This window comes from Solibacillus sp. FSL R7-0682 (assembly GCF_038005985.1).
Classification (GTDB): domain Bacteria; phylum Bacillota; class Bacilli; order Bacillales_A; family Planococcaceae; genus Solibacillus.
Genome location: NZ_JBBOUI010000001.1, coordinates 141,177 through 161,557 on the forward strand (window position 1 = coordinate 141,177; position 20,381 = coordinate 161,557).

Genomic DNA, 20,381 nt, shown 5'->3' on the forward strand with positions numbered 1-20,381 from the left:
CTTAAGGAGATGTTATAATGAAAAATCAATTTTTACGGATGATTATATATAGTTTTATTTTATTATTTTTCTTATTAGTAGATAAACTCAATTTTTTATTGTTGACTTTTTTATATTTCTTTTTTATGTCCTTAGAATTTCACTTTAATATTATAGGATTTAAGAAAGATAGTAAATTTATAGTACGGGGATATCGAATTCTGTTTATTTTAACTGGCTTGATAATAATATTTAATAGAGAAAAAATAATAGGATAATTATTTATTATAGAAAGATTTGCTTTTAATATTTAGGATTATAGTATCCTGCACCAGGTGCACAAGCAATTATGAAAATTAACTACAATTACAACTTTTGATAAATCATTAGCAAAAAGATAGTCAAACGTCCAATCAATATTTGCATTGATACACATATAAACACTTGTTAGGTTGTTTGATTTCCTCACTTGATGGGATTCAAGCAACCTAATTTTTCCTGCAACCGACAATGACCAATTAGTCGCTGAGTACACATATGATGCATGGGGCAATATTTTAAAGCAAGAAGATTTAGATGAGAAAGCTAAAGTAAATCTATCAGAGGAAAATCCCTACCGCTTCGGTTTCCGAAATGATCAATCTTTATTAAAAAAAGCCCTATACAGATATGAAAAATAGCCCCTATTTTGATCAAACTCTTTCCAAAATAGGGCTATGATTTTATATAAGAAACATCATTTATAGCTGTGTTTTAATTAAACTTTATTCCAAGTCAACACTTTAATTGATAATTTCTCTTTAGATCCTATTGAAATTTTTAATAACTCTAAGGCTTTATTGGAAAAGAATAAATCTGTGATAGCAACATTAAACCGTGTAGTTAGAGATTATAAATCTTTCGTTGAGGTATGTAACAGCTTATCTATATTAGATGGTATAGATTACAGTATATTCAATACATTTATTCTACTAGATAATTATTGGGTAAATGAAATTAAGCAAGATGTAGTAAAGATATTCAATAAAGTCTAAGTTTAATCAAATTTTTTTATAAAAAAGTATCGGTACTTAAATTTAACCCACGCATTTTGATCAATTTTTGTTCAAAATGCGTGGGTTTCTTCTATTATAAAATCAACTTTTGCAGCTAATGTTTAATCAAACTTTATTCCAAACCAACATCCAAACGAGGCTTTTTGGATGTTTTTCATTCAGTTTATATTTTGAACCCCTTTATTTGTTATAATTATCCATATATAGACAATTATATAAGGAGGTTAAGACACGATGAAAGTTCGTCTTACAGACTATAGTGTAAATTGGACTCAAATGTTTCAGAATGAAGCAGAGTTTCTTAAAACAATATTTGGTGACGAAATAATTCAGTGCGAACATTTTGGAAGTACATCCATTTTGGGAATGAAAGCAAAACCTGTTATTGATATGATGTGTATTGTTAAAAGCATTGAAAAAGTTGATTTATTCAACAGTCAGATGGCAGATCTTAGTTATGATGTTGCTGGAGAATGGGGGATTGCAGGTAGAAGGTTATTTCGAAAAGGTGGCGAAAATAGAACCCACCATATTCATTTTTATGAGGTAGATAATCCTGAAATTCAAAGGCATTTAATCTTTCGAGATTATTTAAGGGCTCATCCTCAAGAGGTAATTAATTACAGTCGCTTTAAAGAAGAATTAGCGCAACGCTTCGAGCATACAAGCGAGTACAGCCCAGCAAAAAAGAAATTTGTTAGTGAATTGGAACTAAAAGCTCTCAGTTGGCGCAAACAATAAATAAATATTTGACGAAAGATGAGAAGGAAATTTTTATATTCACAAACGGGTATCTAAGTTGAAAAAAACAATCTTCAACAATTTGGGCGCGATTCTTCAATAAGAAGATCACGTTTTTCCGTTATAGGGCCATATTGTGAAGCAACGTTTTTCTTTGGGGCGGGTTAGAGAGGATCCACAATAAGAATAGCTATACAATTTTTTATGCAAATTAAAGATTATGACAGCAAGTATAAGAGCTGCTTTTGTAACGTTTCATTGACATGCATAAAAGCTCATATAAACAATATTCCAATAAAAAATCGGTAAACGCTGCTACTTGATATGCTCCCCATTAGGTAGACAGATTAAAAAATAAAATCTGTTTATCGAATGGAGGGCATTTTTTTGTCTAATAAAACATTTTCATTAGAGACGAAGATTTCAGCTCTTAAATACCTAGAGGAAGGTCGTTATTCTGCAAGAGAAATTTGCAAGATGTTTAATTTGAATCCAAATCGCTTATATGAATGGCGCGCTAAATATCAATTCGGGGGCACAGATGCATTACTTCGTCCCGTTAAAAATAAAAGATACCCTAAAGAATTGAAAAAAAACGCCGTTGAAGATTACCTAACAGGCAATTATTCAAAGTATGAGATCATGATTAAATATGGAATCAGTGGTCGAAAAGTATTCAATAGCTGGTTAAAAAAATATAATAGTCATAGTGAATTAAAAGACTCGAATCAAAGGATGAGCCAAACTATGACTAAAGGAAGAAAAACTACTTTTGAAGAACGAATTGAAATCGTGAAAGCTTGCTTAACAAATGAAAAGGATTATAAAACAACAGCGGTTCAATATGATGTGACTTATCAACAAGTATATCAGTGGGTGCGTAAGTTTGAAGATGGTGGCGAAGCATCTCTTGAAGATCGCCGTGGGCGAATGAAATCAGCAGATGAACGTACACCAGAAGAAAAATTACGTATAAAAATCAAAAAAATAGAACGTGAAAATGAAAGATTACGTGCTGAAAATTTACTTTTAAAAAAGTTAGAGGAAATCGAAAGGAGGCTTCGTTAAGTAAACTTCGTACGCAAAGTCATTATCTAGCTATTAAAGAACTGGCAGAAAAAGAAAAATTTCCGATTCTATTACTTTGTAAATTAGTGAATGTTTCACGAGCAGCTTATTATAAATGGTTAAACCGCCAACCGACATCACATGAACTAGAAAACAAGCAGTTAATCGAATCGATTGAACATTTATATAAGCAAGTAAATGGTATTTACGGTTATCGTAGAATCACGATGACAATCAATCGCCAACGAAAAAAGAATGGCTTAAATAAAGTAAATAAAAAACGTATTTATCGTCTTATGCAGATTTCCGAATTGCAGGCAGTTATTCGACGTCGTCCCAAAAAGTACCGTAAGGTAACACCAGATTACACAGCTGAGAACGTATTAGCACGTGAATTCACGGCCGAAAAGCCAAATCAAAAATGGTGTACAGACGTAACTGAATTCCAGTATGGAAACGGTAAAAAGGCTTATTTAAGTGCGATTATTGATCTTTATGACAAATCTATTGTGAGTTACAAATTTGGACAATTAAATAACAATGATTTAGTTTTCAAGACGCTTAAACCAGCTATACGCCAATTAAATAAACAGGAATTTCCTATCCTACATAGTGATCGAGGATATCAATATACATCAAAAGAATTTAAACGAATCATGGAGAAAGCCAATCTGACACATAGTATGTCGAGAGTCGGCCGCTGTATTGATAATGGACCGATAGAAGCGTTTTGGGGAACTCTAAAAGTAGAGAAGTATTATTTACATAAATTTGAGACGTATGAAGAGTTAAAAAATGCGATTGATACGTACATAAAATTCTATAACAACGAACGATATCAAGAAACATTAAACGGCTTAAGTCCTAAGGAATTCAGGTCTCAAGCCGCTTGATGAATTTTTATTATTTCGACTGTCTACTTGACGGGGTGCAGTTCATACTAAAACGTTTACCAATTTTTCTGCTGACCCCAAACTTGCGTATGGGAACGTTTATTCAGTTTGTTTTGTATACGTTATTAGTTCTTGTTACTTACGAATTATAGTAACTTGTTATGTTAAATTGAAATATTTCAGTTTCAAAATTATATTTTTTAATAACGTCAGTTGCAAACTGTTGTACTTCTTTTTTAGTGTTTTTATCGAACTTATCGTGTGGTAATGCTAATGATATTATAACGTTTTTGTCTGAAGATACTTCCCCCTGTACGGCAACATCATAGCCTAATTCATTTAAACTTAGCATGATGTCTCCCATTAAATCATTGTAACTTAGCCTTTGTGAAATATGATTGCCTTCTTTTTCGGAGTTATAAAAACTTGTAATGTTAAATTGAAATATATCAGAATCAAAATCATTTTGTTTAATAACGTTAGTTGCTATTTGTTGTATATCTTCTTTGGTCTTTTTATCAATCTTGTTACTTCCTAATTTCACGATTACTTCAATGTTTCCGTTAGGCAAAACAGCATGGTCTAAAACTAATCCATAATTTTCGCTATTTAAGTTATTTCTGATCTGCCACATCAAACTGTTTAATTCATGTCTTTCCTCTTCGGATAAATGAGAACTCCTATTCGTACCTTCTTTTTCCTTGCCAGAAACCTGTATATATAAAAATAAGGACACTAATATCAACAATAATGAGACCAAACTGATTACATTAATTTTCCCTTTTTTTATAACAACACCTCCCTTTTTTAAGGTATGCCATTGTTTTTTTCTAAAGAATTAAAAGTTCTTGCCTAAATCTTCCTTGCGATGTTTGGTAACAGGTCAGCAGGTAAATGGAATACTATTATAAAAAAATTGGTAAATTATGATAAAATTTATAGGGGATTATTTAAAATAGGAGGATAATATGAATTTTTATCTATCGTCTTTTAAAATTGGTAACGAAGAGCAAAAATTAATTGAAATAACGAAAAACGGCAATAGAAAAGTTGCTTATCTCAACAATGCATTAGACTTTGCGACGGATTTAGAAAGAAAGAATAAAAGTGATGCCATTGACGTGTCGGATCTTCAAAGAATCGGTTTTACAGTGGATATTTTAGATTTAAAAGAATATTTTCATAATGCAGAGAAACTAGAACAATACCTTAATCAGTATGACGTTATCTGGGTAAGGGGTGGCAATACCTTTATTCTTGCACAGGCGATGAAGTTAAGTGGGTTCGATAAAATAATTAAAAAGTATTTTAAGGAAAATAGGAACATCCTATATGGAGGTTATAGTGCTGGTGTTTGCATCCTTGGACCAACGCTAAAAGGTATACATTTAACTGATGACACAGATCAAAAGCCATATGGAGATGAATATCAAACTATTTGGGATGGACTAAATATATTGGAATATGCAATTGTCCCGCATTATAAATCAAACCATCCAGAGTCTGAGGATATAGACGAGACAATTGAATATATGATTAATAATAAAATACCATTTAAAGCATTAAAGGATGGAGAAGTAATTATAATTGAATGATTTACCTAAACATTTTTCCAATAATGGGGGGACTTTAGTGAATAATGATATTCAGCAATCGGGCGCAATTCTTGAAAAAGAAATTGTGTCTTCTTCAGCTAGATAAAAGCCTTTTATACCAGATTCCGAAACGTCGCTTTGGTAGCTTTTAAAATTAGATAATATGTAAACAATAACTTAATGAAAGAAGGGGCTTTATGAATATTACCACAGTGAAAGTAGAAGTTTTACTACCAGAAATGTTTATAGAAAATATTAGAAATCAGTTAAATGCTATCGGTATATTAACTGTCGGAAATTATGATCATGTTATTTCTTATACGGAAACCAAAGGGTATTGGAGACCTCTAGATAAAGCAATTCCTTATGATGGAGAAAAAAATGAAATTTCATTTGGCTCGGAATGTAAATTAGAATTTAAATGTGAGTATTCAAAGATACAAGAAACTTTAAAAACAATTAAAGAAATTCATCCGTATGAAGAACCAATAATTAATATTATCCCACTATTAGATATTTAATTGCTATTCATTCATTCATTCATTCATTTATTTACATTCCCAAATGAAAGTTTGAGTACATATGAATAACGATTTTCAACAATCGGGCGCGATTGTTTAATACGATTCATTTTCCATCTTCACCCTATGGAGGTTTAAATGCAACAAGCATTTATAACGTATACAAAATAATTCCAAATAACGTTCCCAAATCAAAGTTTGGGTTACAATAGAACACTTAAAATGCTGTCATAACAATGTGTAATGTCGTAAGCAGTTTAGTTCAATAAGCAGAAATGGACTTTTGTTAATTAAAGCTGGTTAATTCACTTAATATTGAAATTTACATACATATTAAACGTATTAAATTAAGTGACGGGATGTTTTGGCAAGTATGTTTTTTTGCGGTGGAATTTGACTAAGGGGGAATTATAATGGATACTTTGATTTTATATTTATTTATCATAGTCATAATATCGCTTAATATCGCTAGTTATATACTGTTTAAAAAAGGAAAACTAAATCTTATTATATCTGGCATCATTATGATGATGCTTGCTCCAGTTTTTGGTTTTTCAAGTTATTCATTATTTCATTACTTTTATGATTGGAATTCAGGGGGAACTGGAGAGGGTGCTGGGTATGGTGGTGCAATTTTAGGGCTTATAACATTAGCTAATGGTGTTCTCATAATCGTAATTGGAATTATTAGGTGGGGGATTAAGTTGATTGCAAAATATAATAAGAAATAAGATATGTCGTAGTGAATTATCGAAGTAAGAAGAATAAGACTGTATTGAGTTTTCTTAGTAAATTATTTGCTTTAATTGAATATTCACATCCCGAATTAGTAAATCTTTATTCCAAACCAACAAGTAGTTAACGAATACAAATTATTAAAAGATGGAATGGAATTCGTTCCATCTTTTTGTGTTTTCAACTGCTACTCTTGATCACTTCCCAAACCCGGTCTCCTCCAGTTATGAGATTTATTATTGCCAAAAAAATCATCTATTCCCATATTTTTCGCTCTATTAATATTTGTAACAGTCCTGTAAACTACGTCTATTGGAAAAATTTTAATAGAAGAAAGTAGAGGCAAACCAATGAAAGCACTATATGTTTTTTTATCTTCCCTTGTTTTATTTGGATTTATTACTGTTTCGCCAGTAGTAGCAGCAGAAAAATCCATCGATTTATATTATTTGGATGATGTTGATTACGATCATTGGGCATACAATGAATTGGAACGTTTCTTATATTCAGATATCATAGACGGATATGTGGAAACAGAATCGTTTGAGGAAGATGGAGAGGAATATGAATATACATACGTTTCTATAAAACCAAAAAATTCCATTACTCGTGCTGAATTCACAAAAATTTTAGTGAATTCGATGAATTTACATGCAGGTGAAACAGTTAAATCATTCCCTGATGTAAAACCGGCAAATTGGTATTACGAGTATGTTAAGATTGCCAGTAGCCAAGGCATCATCAATGGTAAACCAGACGGTACTTTCCGACCGAATGATAAGATTACACGTAACGAAATGGCAGTCATGATTTATCGTGCATTCGAGTCAACGCTTGATTTTTCAGCAACAGGAAAAGTATTCCCGGATGTACCACAGGAGAATTTTGCTTATGAAGCGGTTTTAAAAACGGCAGCTTTAGGAATTATCAAAGGGTATGGGGATGTCTTCAAACCTTACAATGATGCAACTCGTGCTGAAGCTATCGTGATGATTGACCGTGCCTTGCATCTAGTGCCTGAAACAGATGGAGATCAACATGCAATCATTCAAACAGTTGATCGTAACATTCAAGATGAAATGAAATTTACAGAACAACAAGACGTAGAAGCATTAAAGGCTCTTTATCGTGAAACGACAATTGGTTATCAACTAGCTTATTCACTTGATAGTTTGGATATGGCAGGGATGATTGAAGAATCAGATGCAACAATCACGATGGAACAGATTGGTGAATACGCGATTAGTGCTGTTTCTGTAAGTAATCATTTTGCTCAAGTCCGCATGGATAACTTAGTATATAAAGTATCTATGACAGCGCCAGACATGTCTTTTAACACGACAGTTGACTTATCAGGAACTGCTTATCTTAAGAAAAGCGATGAAAGTAAATGGAAAATTTATAATGTTGTTCTTGATGAAGAGGACTATGAACTAGAATGGTAAGAAACATTGGAAACAGAGATTAACTAACAACAACACCCCTTTAGATTATAGTCATCTAAAGGGGTGTTTGTATGTCTAAAAGATCAAGAACATCGCAAGGTGACAAGCGAATTAAATAAGGTCGATCTACTAGAAAGTTAACCCCTAATGAAGGTATAACATACACTTCTTTTATGCATGTGCGAGCATACGCTCTAGCGACAATACCGCCTGAACAGTTATCTCTTTATCAACCGAAATCACATTCCCTTGTCGACCTTGTTCGATCGTTTCGAGTGTCCATAATAAATGGGGTAAATCGATCCGGTTCATTGTTAAGCAAGGGCACATATTTTCATTTAATGAAATAATGTGCTTATCGGGGTTTTTAGCGATTAATCGCTTGACTAGATTCATCTCTGTCCCAATGGCCCAGCTTGACCCAGCAGGCGCAGCCTCGATTACATCACATATATGCTTCGTAGAGCCATTCTCATCTGATAAAGCAACTACTTCTCGACTACACTCCGGATGGACGATAATTTTCATGTTAGGATATTTAGTACGCACATCCTTAATGTTATATACAGTAAAGCCTTCGTGTACGGAACAATGTCCCTTCCATAAAATGACCTTCACATCTTCAAGTGCACCATCATACTCTAGTTGGCCCGAAGTTGGATTCCACACAGCCATATGCTCCAAAGGAATACCAAGTTCAAAAGCAGTATTACGCCCTAAATGCTGATCAGGTAGGAAAAATATGCGAGGTTTTTGTGTAAATGCCCACTGTACCATCGTTTTAGCGTTGGATGATGTAACGCAAGCACCACCGTTACGCCCTGTAAATGCTTTAATAGCCGCAGTTGAATTCACATAAGTTAATGGAATGATTGTATCCCCAAATGTTTTTGTTAGCGCTACCCATGCTTCCTCTGTTTGATAAATATTCGCCATATCCGCCATAGAGCAGCCAGCACGCATATCTGGTAGATAGACTATTTGGTCGTCTTCCGTTAGCATATCAGCTGTCTCGGCCATAAAATGTACACCACAAAATACGATACTCTTTGCTTTTTTATTTGCGGCGGCCACTTGAGCGAGCTGTAGGGAGTCTCCTGTAATATTAGCAAATTGAATAACTTCATCACGCTGGTAATGGTGACCAGGAATGAATAGATCGTCACCTAACTTGTTTTTTATTTCATGAATGCGTGTTTCCATTTCCTCCTGAGTCATCGATTTATACTTATCTGGAAGCATAGAGCTTTCCATAAATTTAGCGAGTGTCATAGCTAATCTCTCCTTTTGGCTGTACGAGTGCGCTAATATCAAATGCAGGGACGGAATGAGTGAGGGAACCAAGGGAAATCCACTCTACACCACTTTCTGCATAATCCCTCAAATTGTCTAACGTTATATTGCCTGAAGCCTCGGTTGCAATATGAGGTGGGACTAGTGATATCCAGTCATAAATTTCTGCAGGTGTCCGATTATCGAACATAATAATATCTGTCCCTGCATGGATCGCTTCTATTAACTGCGCCTTCGTTTCGATTTCTACCTCAATTTTTACAGTATGCCCAATTTTACTTCGTGCTGTTTCTACAGCTTTTGTTATACTACCGGCAAAAGCGATGTGATTGTCCTTTAACATAATGGCATCATATAGACCACTACGATGATTATAAGCTCCGCCTGTACGAACAGCATATTTGTCGAGCATACGAAGACCTGGGATGGTTTTGCGTGTATCGCAAATTTTAGCCTTCGTGCCAATTGTTTGAGCGACTGCCTGATTCGTCTTTGTGGCAATACCACTCATCCGTTGTACTAAATTCAAAATGACACGCTCTCCTGTTAGTAAGCTGCGAAGAGATCCTTCAATAATCGCAAGCCGATCTCCTTTTGAAATGTGCTCGCCGTCCTCCTTTAATACGTGTATAAGTAAATTTGAATCTAATATTGGAAAGCCAATTTCGATAATTTGTGCACCGCAAAAAATGCCGTCCTCCTTTGCGTAAAACGTAAAGGAACCTTGTTCATCTGCCGAAAAAATTGTTTCGCTCGATAAATCACCATCACCAATATCTTCATTAAAAAAACTCGTTAACATAGCTTTCAGTTTGATTACATTCATACAAATCTTTCCTCACATTCATTTTTCCTTGTTCAAACACAATCCATTTTCTTTGCCAAAGTCTGTCTTTCGAAGGATAGTCTCCACGTATATGTGCACCTCTTGATTCTGTTCTTGCTTGTGCAGCGTGAACAATTAAAGAAGCGGTTGTATTCATAAAATATAACTCTATAAGTTCCTTAGAATAATGCTGTAAATTTACTTTTTTGCATGAGATGACAGGTAATTGATTAATCAATTTTTGTAAACTCTCATTTGAGCGGACAATGCCAGCATTGCTTAGCATTGCCTTTTGTAAAGATTCTTTTGGGTATAAGTTTTTAGGCAGAGGAGTGCCGGTTTCATTATTACTTATAAAATTGTTTTGCTTACTTCCGTTCTCTAGTAAATAGGTTGCCATCATTTGCCCAAAAGTAATGCCTTCTAATAATGAATTACTCGCAAGTCGATTTGCCCCATGAACCCCCGTACAAGCAACTTCACCAATGGCAAATAATCGAGGGATAGAAGTTTGACCGTAGAGATTAGTAATTACACCACCCATTAAAAAATGACTGCCAGGTGCAATCGGTATCCTGCCATTCGATAGATTCACATCGTTTTGATAACAAAGGGCGTGAATTGTTGGGAATTTTTGATCGAAGTTTTCAATTTTCGAAATATCAATAAATACTTCTTGTCCATTTGCTCGCATTTTGTTCATTTCATAGGCTGTAATATGGCGTGGTGCTAAATCTCCTAAAGGATGCTTTCCGTCCATAATAGATTGCCCGTTTTGATCAACGAATTTACCTCCTGCCCCTCGAACCGCCTCGGAAACAAGACCTTTTGCTCCATTAACATATAGCAGGCTTGGATGAAATTGTACAAACTCCATATCTGTGATCGCTGCTCCAGCTAAATAAGCTAATGCAATACCATCTCCGTAGCTATTCTCACAATTAGAAGTACAAGCATAAAGTGCACCAGCTCCTCCTGTAGCAAGGATCACGTACGAGGCGTAATATGATTTTTCGCCTTCATTCGTTTTCACCCGAATACCACAGCATTCACCAACCGAATTTAAGAGAAGTTCATAAGCAAACTCATATGTATGAATATGAACATTCGGCGCTAGTTCGCGCGCAATATAATCGATAAGATTTTTGCCTGTAGCATCTCCACCCGCATGGACGATTCGGTGCTTACTATGAGCGCCTTCTAAGCCAAGAGAAATTTCGCCATCCTCATTTAAATCTGCCTTAAATCCTTCTTGCAAAAGCTCTTTTACGAGAGAAGACCCGTTTTCGATTAGTGCTTTTACATTTTCCTCGTGATGATGAAATTCACCGGCCTCAAGTGTATCTTGTATATGTAGGGAAGTATGATCGTTAGCAGCGATAACAGCAGCAATCCCGCCTTGTGCTTTGTAGGAGCTACTGTGGGTTAAATCAGCCTTTGTAATGATATGTACATCAAAACGTCGGCTTAAATTTGATGCAGCTTTGAGTGCAGCAATCCCTCCTCCTATAATGACAATATCCGTATGAATATTCATATTAGCCCCTTCTTTACAGTTGTCTTGACACATATCTTTACATAAAATAATGAAATAAACAAGTATTTATTACTTCGTTAGAAAAGAGGCGCAGGCAATGATTTATTTAGATTATGCGGCAACGACACCAATGACTGAAGGAGCAATCGAAGCCTATAGTGAAGCCGCACGAAAACTTTCTGGCAATCCGTCCAGCTTACATGATATGGGAGGCAGGGCATCGGCAGCTGTCAGATGGGCAAGAAAGGTAATTGCAAACAAGCTTGGTGTACATGAGGATGGCATGATTTTTACTGGAAGCGGAACAGAAGGGAATATATTAGCGATTTTATCTATAGCGAGGGAGGCGCATCGTGGAAAACATATCATTTCTTGTCTGGCAGAGCATACTTCCGTTCATGCAGCGTTAAATACGTTAGAGCGAGAGGGATTTGAAATTACAAAGCTTCCGCTAACAAAAGAGGGAATTATCGATTTAGATAGTTTAGAAAAGGCTATTCGTCCAGATACAACTTTAATTACGATTCAGCATGTTAACTCCGAAATCGGCAGCATCCAGCCCGTAAAAGCGATTGCTGAGCTAGCAAAGAATTTTGGAATTCTTATTCATGTCGATTGTGTGCAATCATTTTGTAAGTTAGATGTAACTGGTCTTTCTGGACAGGTTGACGCGATCACTATCTCTGCACATAAAGTGGGCGGACCAAAAGGCTGTGGAGCTGTGTATATAAATCCACGTGTGCGAGCGACACCGGTGTTTCCTGGAGTCACACATGAAAAGGGCTTGCGTGGGGGAACACTTGATACGCCAAGCATTGTTGCAATGGCAGTCGCAGTTGAGGAATTTGTTTATAATATCGGCTATCAATGGCAACTTCGCCAAGACCTTATAGAGTCACTTGATAAAAGATTATTTCAAGTAATTGAAGCGCCATTTGAAAATCAGTTACCGAATATTTGTGGGATTTGTATGGGAGGGGTAGAAGGACAATATGTAATGCTAAAATTAAATGGAGAGGGTATATGCATTTCAACTGGGAGTGCCTGTGATATTAATAGTGCATCAGGAACGAAGGCGATCCTCGCGATGGGGAAATCATTGACGGAAGCAAGACAATTTTTCCGCATTTCTTTTGGTAGCGAAACAAAGCGGGAGGAAATAGCTAAGGTGAATGAGGCGTTGCATAACATTATTAACATCGTATAAGTAAGTTTTAAATTATCAAAATTCATGCTGTAGGTATATAGATGACTTTATCGTGTCTAAAAACAATACTATGGATTAGTATCGTTTGAATCCGGATATTGTTATAATGATTTTTAGTTCTTCGCTGATTCGAATTACATTGAGACTAACCGTGGTAACAACTTTTTAGAGGAGGAGTAAATAAAACTACTATGTTAAAACAGCTAAAAAAATATTGGATTGTGACTATTATACTCACAACTTCGCTATTGTTCCTAAGTCAGAATTCCGCGTTTGCTAATCAACGTATTGGCAATGGTTTATATTTAGAAAGTAACGTTACAGTCATAGTAAATGGGAAGAAAGTGACGTTTAAAGATCCTGTTTTAAATAAAAACGGCCATTTATTTTTACCAATGCGAAATTTATATGAAATTATTGGCGCAACAGTACATTGGGATCAAAAAACTAAAACGGCAAGTGCAAAAAGAGATGAAAATCGAGTGGCTGTTACAGTTAATTCAAAAACTGCTATAGTCAACGGTAAAACAGTAGCAGTCAATGTTCCTCCATTCCTTTATAAGGATAAAACGTACGTACCAATTCGCTTTTTAAGTGAAAATTTAGGTGGAAGCGTCAAATGGAATCAACAATCCCGTAAGGTGGAGATCTCCTTAAATGATGGGCAAACTACGCCGCCAATCGTTAGCGATCCCTACTATCTACATATCAATAACAAGCGTATCGTAATGAATGATCCAATCATTACAAAGCAGGATAGAACATATATACCGGCACAATATCTTTATGAAAATCTAGAAAACGCTTCTGGTAAGTGGCTTTCTAAAAATCAATTTGAGTTGCAAATTTTAGGTTTAATATTTGTATTCACAAATGGCAGTAACATCATACAAGTAAATGACGAGATGGTGGTTACAGCGGAACAGCCGTTTATTCAATCTGAAAAAATGTACGTACCTGTAAAATTTATTGTTAATGCAGTCGATGAGGGAGGAAACTTGCGTTATTTAAGTAAACAGAAGGAAATGTATATTTACTTATATCAATCGATGTTTACAAGTAAGTTCCTAGAAAAATCGTTCGGTACAACGCCCGTGCCACAAAGTATACCAACAGCCGAGTTATCGGGGAATCGTACGTTATTAGTAAGTGATAATCCAGAAACGTTGTCTGCTGCTGTTGTCCCGAATTCAACTGCAACACTTGCTGCACAAAACGTGCAATCCGATAAAGCAGTAAATGAACACCGCGTATTTGGTTGGCATTATAATACACTTGGAAAACAGATACAATTAGGTATTACAGTTGAAAATAAGTCTACAACAACGACTTTACAAGTAGTGAATTCTAAAGGAACCTTTAAAAAGAGTAGCCATAGCTGGATAAATTATGACATTGGTTTACCTATTGCCGATCAAGTGTTAAACAATCAATTACAGCAAGCGGAAAACGAAGGTATTATGATTGCACCAGGTGAAACGAAAGTAATTCAATCCTATGAATTGCATCACAACTACATTATTGGTTTATTACACGACTTCGATATCCAAGCGGTAAATGGGAGCGAAAGCAACTACACGATTCGAACAGTTATGGCAAAAAATAATGAAAATTTAACAACCATTCATTCAAACCCTGTACCAATTAATGCATCGGCAGCTCACCCGCGTGGTGTTTGGACGAGCTCCACGATTGTTGGAGAATTCCCAACGTATACAGTTGGAAGTGCTGAAGTAGGTTACAGTATTTCTAACGGAAAAACGGATCATTTCTTAACGAAAGAAAATTCTTTAGAACAAATCAATGGCAGCGTTAGCAACTCCGGGCATTTTGGTTTAAATTATATTGTCAAAATCCCTGTAGCCAATCCAACTGGACAAGCTAAAAATGTGAAATTAAAGCTTTCAGGTCGTGGCGGTTTATATAGTGGCGCGGTTAAATTAAACGGGCAAGTTCACTTAATTCCTACGTTAAAGCCAGGCAAAGAATATATTGAACTTCCGAGCTACACGATTCTTGACAGTAATGAGCACATCACTTTAGAAATTATGCACTCTGGGGGAAGTAATTTACCTTTAGCGATTTATATTGAGACAGAGTAATGAGTAGGTTTTAACATTATAGTTATTCTGATTGAAGCACTCTGCATGTTGCAGAGTGCTTTTTGTGTAATGGAAATAATTTTATATAAAAATGAAAACTTTTTTCGGAATTATTCGTAAATAGAATTAAACCATACATTCAATAAAAGGAGATGTTTTTTTGAAAAAGTGGATTTACTTATGGGGAATTTGTATTTTGTCTGTTCTTCTAGTTGTTGGTTGTTCGAATGAGAGTGAATCGGGGCTTGTTGCTAAAAAAGAAGATCTTGAAAATTCGTTATTTAAAAGCGACCGCTATCAATTTACGTTAATAGATAATAAGTTGGAAGTGATTGGACATTATAATACTATGGAGAAAGAATATACCTTTGATGAAATTTATTTCCCTGAAGGTGGATCAACAAATACAAAAGTGTGGAAAGAATATGACAATGTAAAAGTTAAAACCGACGCTGAAAACTATTCAATTACGGCAGATGGATTATCCATTACCTTTAAAAAATTTATGAATCATATTATAACAGACGAAGAAGGGAATGAATTTATTAAGATTAAATTAGAATAGTGTATATAAACAACATTAATATTCGAAAACCAAAAAAATATGGTTGTTGAGGACGTGACTTGCTTTGGGAAAATTCCTGAAAACTAAACCAAATCAATGGGATGATAGTCATCGCCCATGGGCTCTCCCTAATTTACCTTGGACGATGAAGCAAATATGGAGCGATCTACTATTTGCACATTATCCAATAAAATTTGAGGTGTTACGAAAGTTAGTTCCTGAAGCACTGCCCTTGGATTCATATAATGGAATGTGCTGGATTGGCGTTGTGCCGTTTCGGATGTCGGGTGTTAGACTGCGAGGATTACCACCTATTCCGGGAACAGATCAATTTCCTGAACTCAATGTTCGGACATATGTAACGCTAGATGGAAAGCCAGGTGTTTACTTTTTTAGTTTGGATGCTGCCAATTGGCTTGCTGTTAAAGGTGCAAAAACACTCTATTATTTACCATATTGGCATGCTGAAATGAAAATTAAAAATAGTGGAACAAGCATTGAATTTGAAAGTAAGAGATTACAAGATCATGAAATCAAATTTGCATGTAGCTATAAACCGATTTCAGAACCATTTCTATCAACAAAAGGATCTTTCGAGGAATGGATGGTCGAGCGTTACTGCTTCTACACGTTAAATTCATCGGGAGTACCGCTGCGCTGTGACATTTTACATGAACCTTGGAGATTACAAAAAGCACAGGCGGAGATTAAGCATAATACAATACTTTCTAAGCAAGGTATTGCAGTTGAGACCGATTTGCCAATCGTGCATTTTGCTAAAATGATAGAGGTACTTGCTTGGCCATTAGTTCATCATTCTACGAATCGTTTTAGTATTTAATGTTTTTATTAAAGTTGTGTGAGTAGTTTATATCCTACAAGATGTTATGCTAAACCGTATAATTGCAACACTAGATGGATTTATAATTTTAATATGGTGTTATTGGGAGTTATAAAATGAAAAAGAATAACGAAAAGAGAACCGGCTTTTTTAAAGAAATGTTAGGTGAACTTAGTGCCTCTATGCTATTTGAAGTGGCTTGGAGAATTTTAATGTATATACCAAGAAAGCTGATTCAATTAATAAAGGACATTTGGTAAAAATGTTTAACTAACAGTTAAATTTAACATGCAAATTAAGACAATTTATTAACTTGAAAAGCCTCCATTTTTGAGCGATATTTCAAAAAATCATTTCTCCATTTCTTAGAGGAGGGGTGATTTTTTGTCGTTAATTACTGTTTGAAGAACTGTAAATAATAACAGCCAGTTTATGATTAATTAGTTGTCTCACATTCAGTTCTTTCGCTTCAGCTATAATTATCCATATAAATCAATTTCGGTGAACTCAGATAAAAGAAGAGAATATTCACTTAAATATTTTTTTGAAATTGAACCTATTATGAATCGGGAGTCGTCTAATAGCAAATTTAAAATAAGTTGAAAGGGAGGGGAGTAAATTGGACCGAGAAGAAAAAGATTACATATTAGAAAAAATCATGATTGAATATGGGAATGAGTTGGTACGATTAGCATTTTCTTATGTAAAAGATGTAGAGATTGCTAAAGATATGGTTCAAAATTCGTTTATTAAATGCTATAAAAACCTTGATTCGTTTCGATTTGATGCACAAGTAAAGACATGGCTTTATCGCATAACCATCAACGAATGCAAAGATTATTTAAAAAGCTGGAACTACAGAATGGTTCAGGTGAAAAGCTTTATAAATGAAACGACAAAGTCAATATTACCATCAACAGAAAAAGCAGTAATCGATAAATATAGCAATGAAGAAATAAAGGATACAATATTCTCTTTACCAAAGGTGTACCGGGAAGTTGTTTATTTATACTACTACGATTCATTAAGTACAGAGGAAATTGCCAACGTGTTAGATCTTCCCGTTAATACAGTAAAAACTCGATTAAGAAGGGCAAAGCAAAGGTTGGTGTCGATTATGAAGGAGGCAGAGCTTAATGGAAGATAAACGAATAAGAGATCAAATTTTTAATTCGTCTGATCAAGATTTAAGATTTACAAAAGAAGACCGTAATAAAGTATTTGAACAAATTCATAATCCAGAGAAAAATAAAGCACAAAAGAAATCCTTTATTTTTTCTAAAAATCTTGTTCCTCTTACGGTTTCACTATTAGTAGTAGGCTTGTGTCTATTTTTATTTATGCCTTCTATTCTCCCGAGTAAAGTAATTAATGAATCGAGCCCAAGTGTTACGAGGGAACCGGTGGTTGGGGAAACTGAATTCTTAACTTCTTTAATTACGGTGAAGTCGATAGAAATGGAAAATCGAATCTATCTGAACCTTTTACTTACTTATAGTAAAGATAAAAAGATGGTGAAAATTGTATCAATCCCTCATGATACGTATGCACCGATAGGAATTAATAATGATGGGTCTACGATGTATGATAAATTACTATTTGCTTATCGTTTTGGAGGCGCTGAAAATGTAAGATCAACAGTTTCAAAACTAGTAGATTTACCAATTGATTATTATGCTGTAATCGATTTAGAAACCATTTCAGCTCTAATTGACGCAATGGATGGGATAGATTACGACTTGCAAGAAGATATTCGAATAAGAGCAATATCTCAAGTGGCATTTGAATTTGATAAAGGAACGAATCATTTGAATGGAGAAGAGGTAGTAGCATTAATGATGGCTGCTACGGAAGGAATCAGCTTAGAGGAAGAAAACCTTTTAAATCTAATGAATGCTGTTATGAATAAAACTGAAAACGAAATTCCACCAACACAATTAAAAGAATTGTTTTCTAAAATAGAAGCGAATGTGTCACTAAACGGTTTGTTACAGAATCAAATCGAAATTAATACTATTAAAACAATCCCTTTAAGTGATGGGATGGTATCGGAAGCTGAAATATTAAGCAGTACAGAAGGCAAACACTATTATAAGTTTGGGAAGGATTTTTTAAATTCCGTGTCAGAAGAATTAACCATTTTTAACTAAAAATAGTGCAATGCAAACAATTGGATACATTAATGCACCTCAAAATAAATTGGTTATTGAATTTCCTTCCAATGATATAGCAATTAGGTGGGAGAAATAAATACACTAATCCTTAGTAAAAGGTTAGATTAGAGATTTACATTAATATTGAAAGATAGACGGTGAAGAAATGTACTTCAATTAACAAAAGAGTTAATTGAAGTACAAACTGATTTAGTTAATTGGAAAATGAAAAATTGTAAATATACATTTTCTATCAAAATCAGTAATCTCTAAAAGGGAAAGAGGTTAGTCTCTTATTTGTAGTAACTCAAAAATTCGTTGGAATTGAGCTTCTACCTGCTCTTCATATTGGGCTTGTAACTGTGCTTGAGCCTCGAACTGCGCTTGTAACTGTGCTTGTAACTGAGCTTGAGCTTCGAATTGAGCTTGAGCTTGCGTATCACGGTTTGTAATTTCTGGATTTACATGAACTTTAATTCTAGCATCATTTCTTTCATATCCATTAGAGTTCCAATCTTTTGCTAGTCCCATTTCAAATCACCTCCTCTAAACATAATTGGGTTGAGTCGTGCATTATTGACAACTATCTAAGCCTCTCAATAATTTGTTGTAACTGAGCTTGGAATTGTGCTTGTCGCTGAGCTTGAGCTTCAAATTGAGCCTGTAACTGTGCTTGTAATTGAGCTTGAGCTTCAAATTGAGCTTGCAACTGAGCTTGTACTTGCGTATCCACATTGTTGATAACTGGATTTACTAATACTTCAATATCTCTATTACTCATTTCAAATCCCCCCTTTAAGCTATTTTTATACCTCTTAACCTTAAGTAAGGAGGTACATGAGTGACTTTTTTTGAAAGAAAAGTCTATCTATATTATGAGTTTTTTTAGAGCTGATTAAGGCTGATGTAGTGCTTTATAAAAATAGTTTTCTATAGTAAATGTGGTCGCTTTTTATTTTCTACTGCCTAGTATTAAGATTCTGAGATAGAAATTAAAAATGGAAATTAAAGTTGTTGTAAAGCATAAGTAACTTTACAACAACTCAATACGTCAAATTTTTTAAAAGGAGGAGGATTATGAAAAAATATGTTCTTTATTTATTAGTCGCTTTTAGTAGTTTAACCATAATGGGTTGTTCAAATGAGGTATTATCAGGTGAAAAGCCTCCAGCCGTTCAAATAAATATAGGAAATGAAAATTATGAAACTAAATTGGGAACATATTGTTGGAAAAATGGGTGTGTTGATACAGTTGGACCTGTTGATCTCTTAGAAGGGAAAGAGCCAATTAAAGTAAGCCCCGGAGAGAAAGTATCTTTTTTAATGGATTATGAACCAAAGCCAAGTGAGTTCCATCTTATGCAAATACGTGGAGGTAATGATAAGGAAGTTATGATAGAGGAAAATAGTTTCTCGGCCCCTACTGAAGAAGGCGTATATTATTACTCTTATGGTGTATGGTGGATGGATGACAAAGAGGAAAACGTATCTCATGGAGATGCATTTTATTCATTTGTTTTAGAAGTACAGGCTAAATAGGCAGTATTTAATCATAGCGGGTAAAAAAACGATTATATTCAAAGGAGTGCACCCCCTTTGAAAAATAAATGTAAAATTTATACACCCACATATAAATTTCTATAAAACTGTATAAAAACGACAGGTCACGCGCAGAAATTGAAATTGTTAAGGAATATGGGCTTACTCTATCTGCGCTGGACCGTTGGGTTAAAAATCAAAAAGAAACAGGCTCGTTACCATTCGATTAGCTAGCCATTTTTCTGCAAATATCGGCACATAGATTACAGATTTCAGTAGCGAACTG

General features: G+C 34.7%; 21 protein-coding genes. 15 read left to right on the top strand and 6 right to left on the bottom strand.

What is annotated here, in order from left to right; all coding sequences use genetic code 11:
- Positions 1-17: 17 nt before the first annotated feature.
- The 3 genes from MKZ17_RS00705 (at position 18) to MKZ17_RS00715 (ending at position 3,736) form a co-directional block, all read left to right on the top strand.
- Positions 18-257 (top strand): hypothetical protein, encoded by a 240-nt coding sequence (locus tag MKZ17_RS00705; RefSeq protein WP_340721904.1) that lies wholly within the window; start codon positions 18-20, stop codon positions 255-257.
- A 1,011-nt stretch (positions 258-1,268) separates the two neighbouring features.
- Entirely contained in the window at positions 1,269-1,775 is a 507-nt protein-coding gene (locus MKZ17_RS00710) for a GrpB family protein (protein ID WP_340721905.1), read from the top strand.
- A 387-nt stretch (positions 1,776-2,162) separates the two neighbouring features.
- Positions 2,163-3,736 (top strand): IS3 family transposase gene (locus tag MKZ17_RS00715; protein WP_340723839.1). Its coding sequence is split into 2 segments (ribosomal slippage): positions 2,163-2,802 and positions 2,802-3,736, totalling 1,575 coding nucleotides; the frame shifts between segments, so codons are not numbered across the junction.
- A 139-nt stretch (positions 3,737-3,875) separates the two neighbouring features.
- Here the strand turns inward: MKZ17_RS00715 and MKZ17_RS00720 are convergent.
- Positions 3,876-4,472 carry a hypothetical protein gene (locus MKZ17_RS00720; RefSeq protein WP_340721907.1) on the bottom strand — a complete coding sequence of 199 codons (597 nt, stop codon included), beginning with the start codon at positions 4,470-4,472 and terminating at the stop codon, positions 3,876-3,878.
- A 232-nt stretch (positions 4,473-4,704) separates the two neighbouring features.
- On the opposite strand from MKZ17_RS00720, the gene MKZ17_RS00725 reads away from it, so the two are divergent.
- The 4 genes from MKZ17_RS00725 to MKZ17_RS00740 all read left to right on the top strand — a co-directional run bounded on the left by MKZ17_RS00725 (position 4,705) and on the right by MKZ17_RS00740 (position 8,032).
- The gene (locus MKZ17_RS00725) at positions 4,705-5,331 is read left to right on the top strand and encodes a Type 1 glutamine amidotransferase-like domain-containing protein (RefSeq protein WP_340721908.1); all 627 of its coding nucleotides are present in this window, start codon (positions 4,705-4,707) and stop codon (positions 5,329-5,331) included.
- Between the two features lie 197 nt (positions 5,332-5,528).
- On the top strand, positions 5,529-5,852 hold the full coding sequence (locus MKZ17_RS00730) for a cytochrome C biogenesis protein (RefSeq protein ID WP_340721909.1): 324 nt from the start codon (positions 5,529-5,531) through the stop codon (positions 5,850-5,852).
- Between the two features lie 413 nt (positions 5,853-6,265).
- Positions 6,266-6,583 (top strand): inner-membrane translocator, encoded by a 318-nt coding sequence (locus tag MKZ17_RS00735; protein ID WP_340721910.1) that lies wholly within the window; start codon positions 6,266-6,268, stop codon positions 6,581-6,583.
- 354 nt (positions 6,584-6,937) lie between these two features.
- A complete protein-coding gene (locus tag MKZ17_RS00740) occupies positions 6,938-8,032 on the top strand; it encodes an S-layer homology domain-containing protein (protein WP_340721911.1) in 1,095 nt (364 codons plus the stop codon).
- A gap of 171 nt (positions 8,033-8,203) precedes the next feature.
- Here MKZ17_RS00740 and nadA read toward each other — a convergent pair whose 3' ends face one another.
- From nadA to nadB, 3 genes are read right to left on the bottom strand one after another with little or no spacing between them, the layout of a single operon-like run.
- A complete protein-coding gene (gene nadA, locus MKZ17_RS00745; RefSeq protein WP_340721912.1) occupies positions 8,204-9,304 on the bottom strand; it encodes a quinolinate synthase NadA in 1,101 nt (366 codons plus the stop codon).
- Positions 9,291-10,151 carry a carboxylating nicotinate-nucleotide diphosphorylase gene (nadC, locus tag MKZ17_RS00750; protein ID WP_340721913.1) on the bottom strand — a complete coding sequence of 287 codons (861 nt, stop codon included), beginning with the start codon at positions 10,149-10,151 and terminating at the stop codon, positions 9,291-9,293. The genes nadA and nadC overlap by 14 nt, the downstream gene beginning before the upstream one ends.
- The gene (nadB, locus tag MKZ17_RS00755; protein ID WP_340721914.1) at positions 10,108-11,688 is read right to left on the bottom strand and encodes an L-aspartate oxidase; all 1,581 of its coding nucleotides are present in this window, start codon (positions 11,686-11,688) and stop codon (positions 10,108-10,110) included. The genes nadC and nadB overlap by 44 nt, the downstream gene beginning before the upstream one ends.
- Before the next feature lie 97 nt (positions 11,689-11,785).
- Here nadB and MKZ17_RS00760 point away from each other — a divergent pair, with 97 nt between their 5' ends.
- The 7 genes from MKZ17_RS00760 to MKZ17_RS00790 all read left to right on the top strand — a co-directional run bounded on the left by MKZ17_RS00760 (position 11,786) and on the right by MKZ17_RS00790 (position 18,553).
- Positions 11,786-12,895 (top strand): cysteine desulfurase family protein, encoded by a 1,110-nt coding sequence (locus MKZ17_RS00760; protein ID WP_340721915.1) that lies wholly within the window; start codon positions 11,786-11,788, stop codon positions 12,893-12,895.
- A gap of 191 nt (positions 12,896-13,086) precedes the next feature.
- The gene (locus MKZ17_RS00765; protein ID WP_340721916.1) at positions 13,087-14,997 is read left to right on the top strand and encodes a copper amine oxidase N-terminal domain-containing protein; all 1,911 of its coding nucleotides are present in this window, start codon (positions 13,087-13,089) and stop codon (positions 14,995-14,997) included.
- Positions 14,998-15,157: 160 nt separating this feature from the next.
- The gene (locus MKZ17_RS00770; RefSeq protein WP_340721917.1) at positions 15,158-15,562 is read left to right on the top strand and encodes a hypothetical protein; all 405 of its coding nucleotides are present in this window, start codon (positions 15,158-15,160) and stop codon (positions 15,560-15,562) included.
- Between the two features lie 64 nt (positions 15,563-15,626).
- Positions 15,627-16,403, top strand: a complete 777-nt coding sequence (locus MKZ17_RS00775; protein WP_340721918.1) for a YqjF family protein — start codon at positions 15,627-15,629, stop codon at positions 16,401-16,403.
- 116 nt (positions 16,404-16,519) lie between these two features.
- Positions 16,520-16,663 carry a hypothetical protein gene (locus tag MKZ17_RS00780; RefSeq protein ID WP_340721920.1) on the top strand — a complete coding sequence of 48 codons (144 nt, stop codon included), beginning with the start codon at positions 16,520-16,522 and terminating at the stop codon, positions 16,661-16,663.
- A 359-nt stretch (positions 16,664-17,022) separates the two neighbouring features.
- Positions 17,023-17,550 (top strand): sigma-70 family RNA polymerase sigma factor, encoded by a 528-nt coding sequence (locus tag MKZ17_RS00785; RefSeq protein ID WP_340721921.1) that lies wholly within the window; start codon positions 17,023-17,025, stop codon positions 17,548-17,550.
- Positions 17,540-18,553 (top strand): LCP family protein, encoded by a 1,014-nt coding sequence (locus tag MKZ17_RS00790; RefSeq protein WP_340721922.1) that lies wholly within the window; start codon positions 17,540-17,542, stop codon positions 18,551-18,553. The genes MKZ17_RS00785 and MKZ17_RS00790 overlap by 11 nt, the downstream gene beginning before the upstream one ends.
- Before the next feature lie 288 nt (positions 18,554-18,841).
- Here MKZ17_RS00790 and MKZ17_RS00795 read toward each other — a convergent pair whose 3' ends face one another.
- Together MKZ17_RS00795 and MKZ17_RS00800 are read right to left on the bottom strand one after the other, a co-directional pair.
- Positions 18,842-19,087, bottom strand: a complete 246-nt coding sequence (locus MKZ17_RS00795) for a hypothetical protein (protein ID WP_340721923.1) — start codon at positions 19,085-19,087, stop codon at positions 18,842-18,844.
- Positions 19,088-19,139: 52 nt separating this feature from the next.
- Complete coding sequence (locus tag MKZ17_RS00800; RefSeq protein ID WP_340721924.1) at positions 19,140-19,337, bottom strand: hypothetical protein; 198 nt, start codon at positions 19,335-19,337, stop codon at positions 19,140-19,142.
- Between the two features lie 296 nt (positions 19,338-19,633).
- On the opposite strand from MKZ17_RS00800, the gene MKZ17_RS00805 reads away from it, so the two are divergent.
- Positions 19,634-20,095 (top strand): hypothetical protein, encoded by a 462-nt coding sequence (locus MKZ17_RS00805; RefSeq protein ID WP_340721925.1) that lies wholly within the window; start codon positions 19,634-19,636, stop codon positions 20,093-20,095.
- Positions 20,096-20,381: the final 286 nt, after the last annotated feature.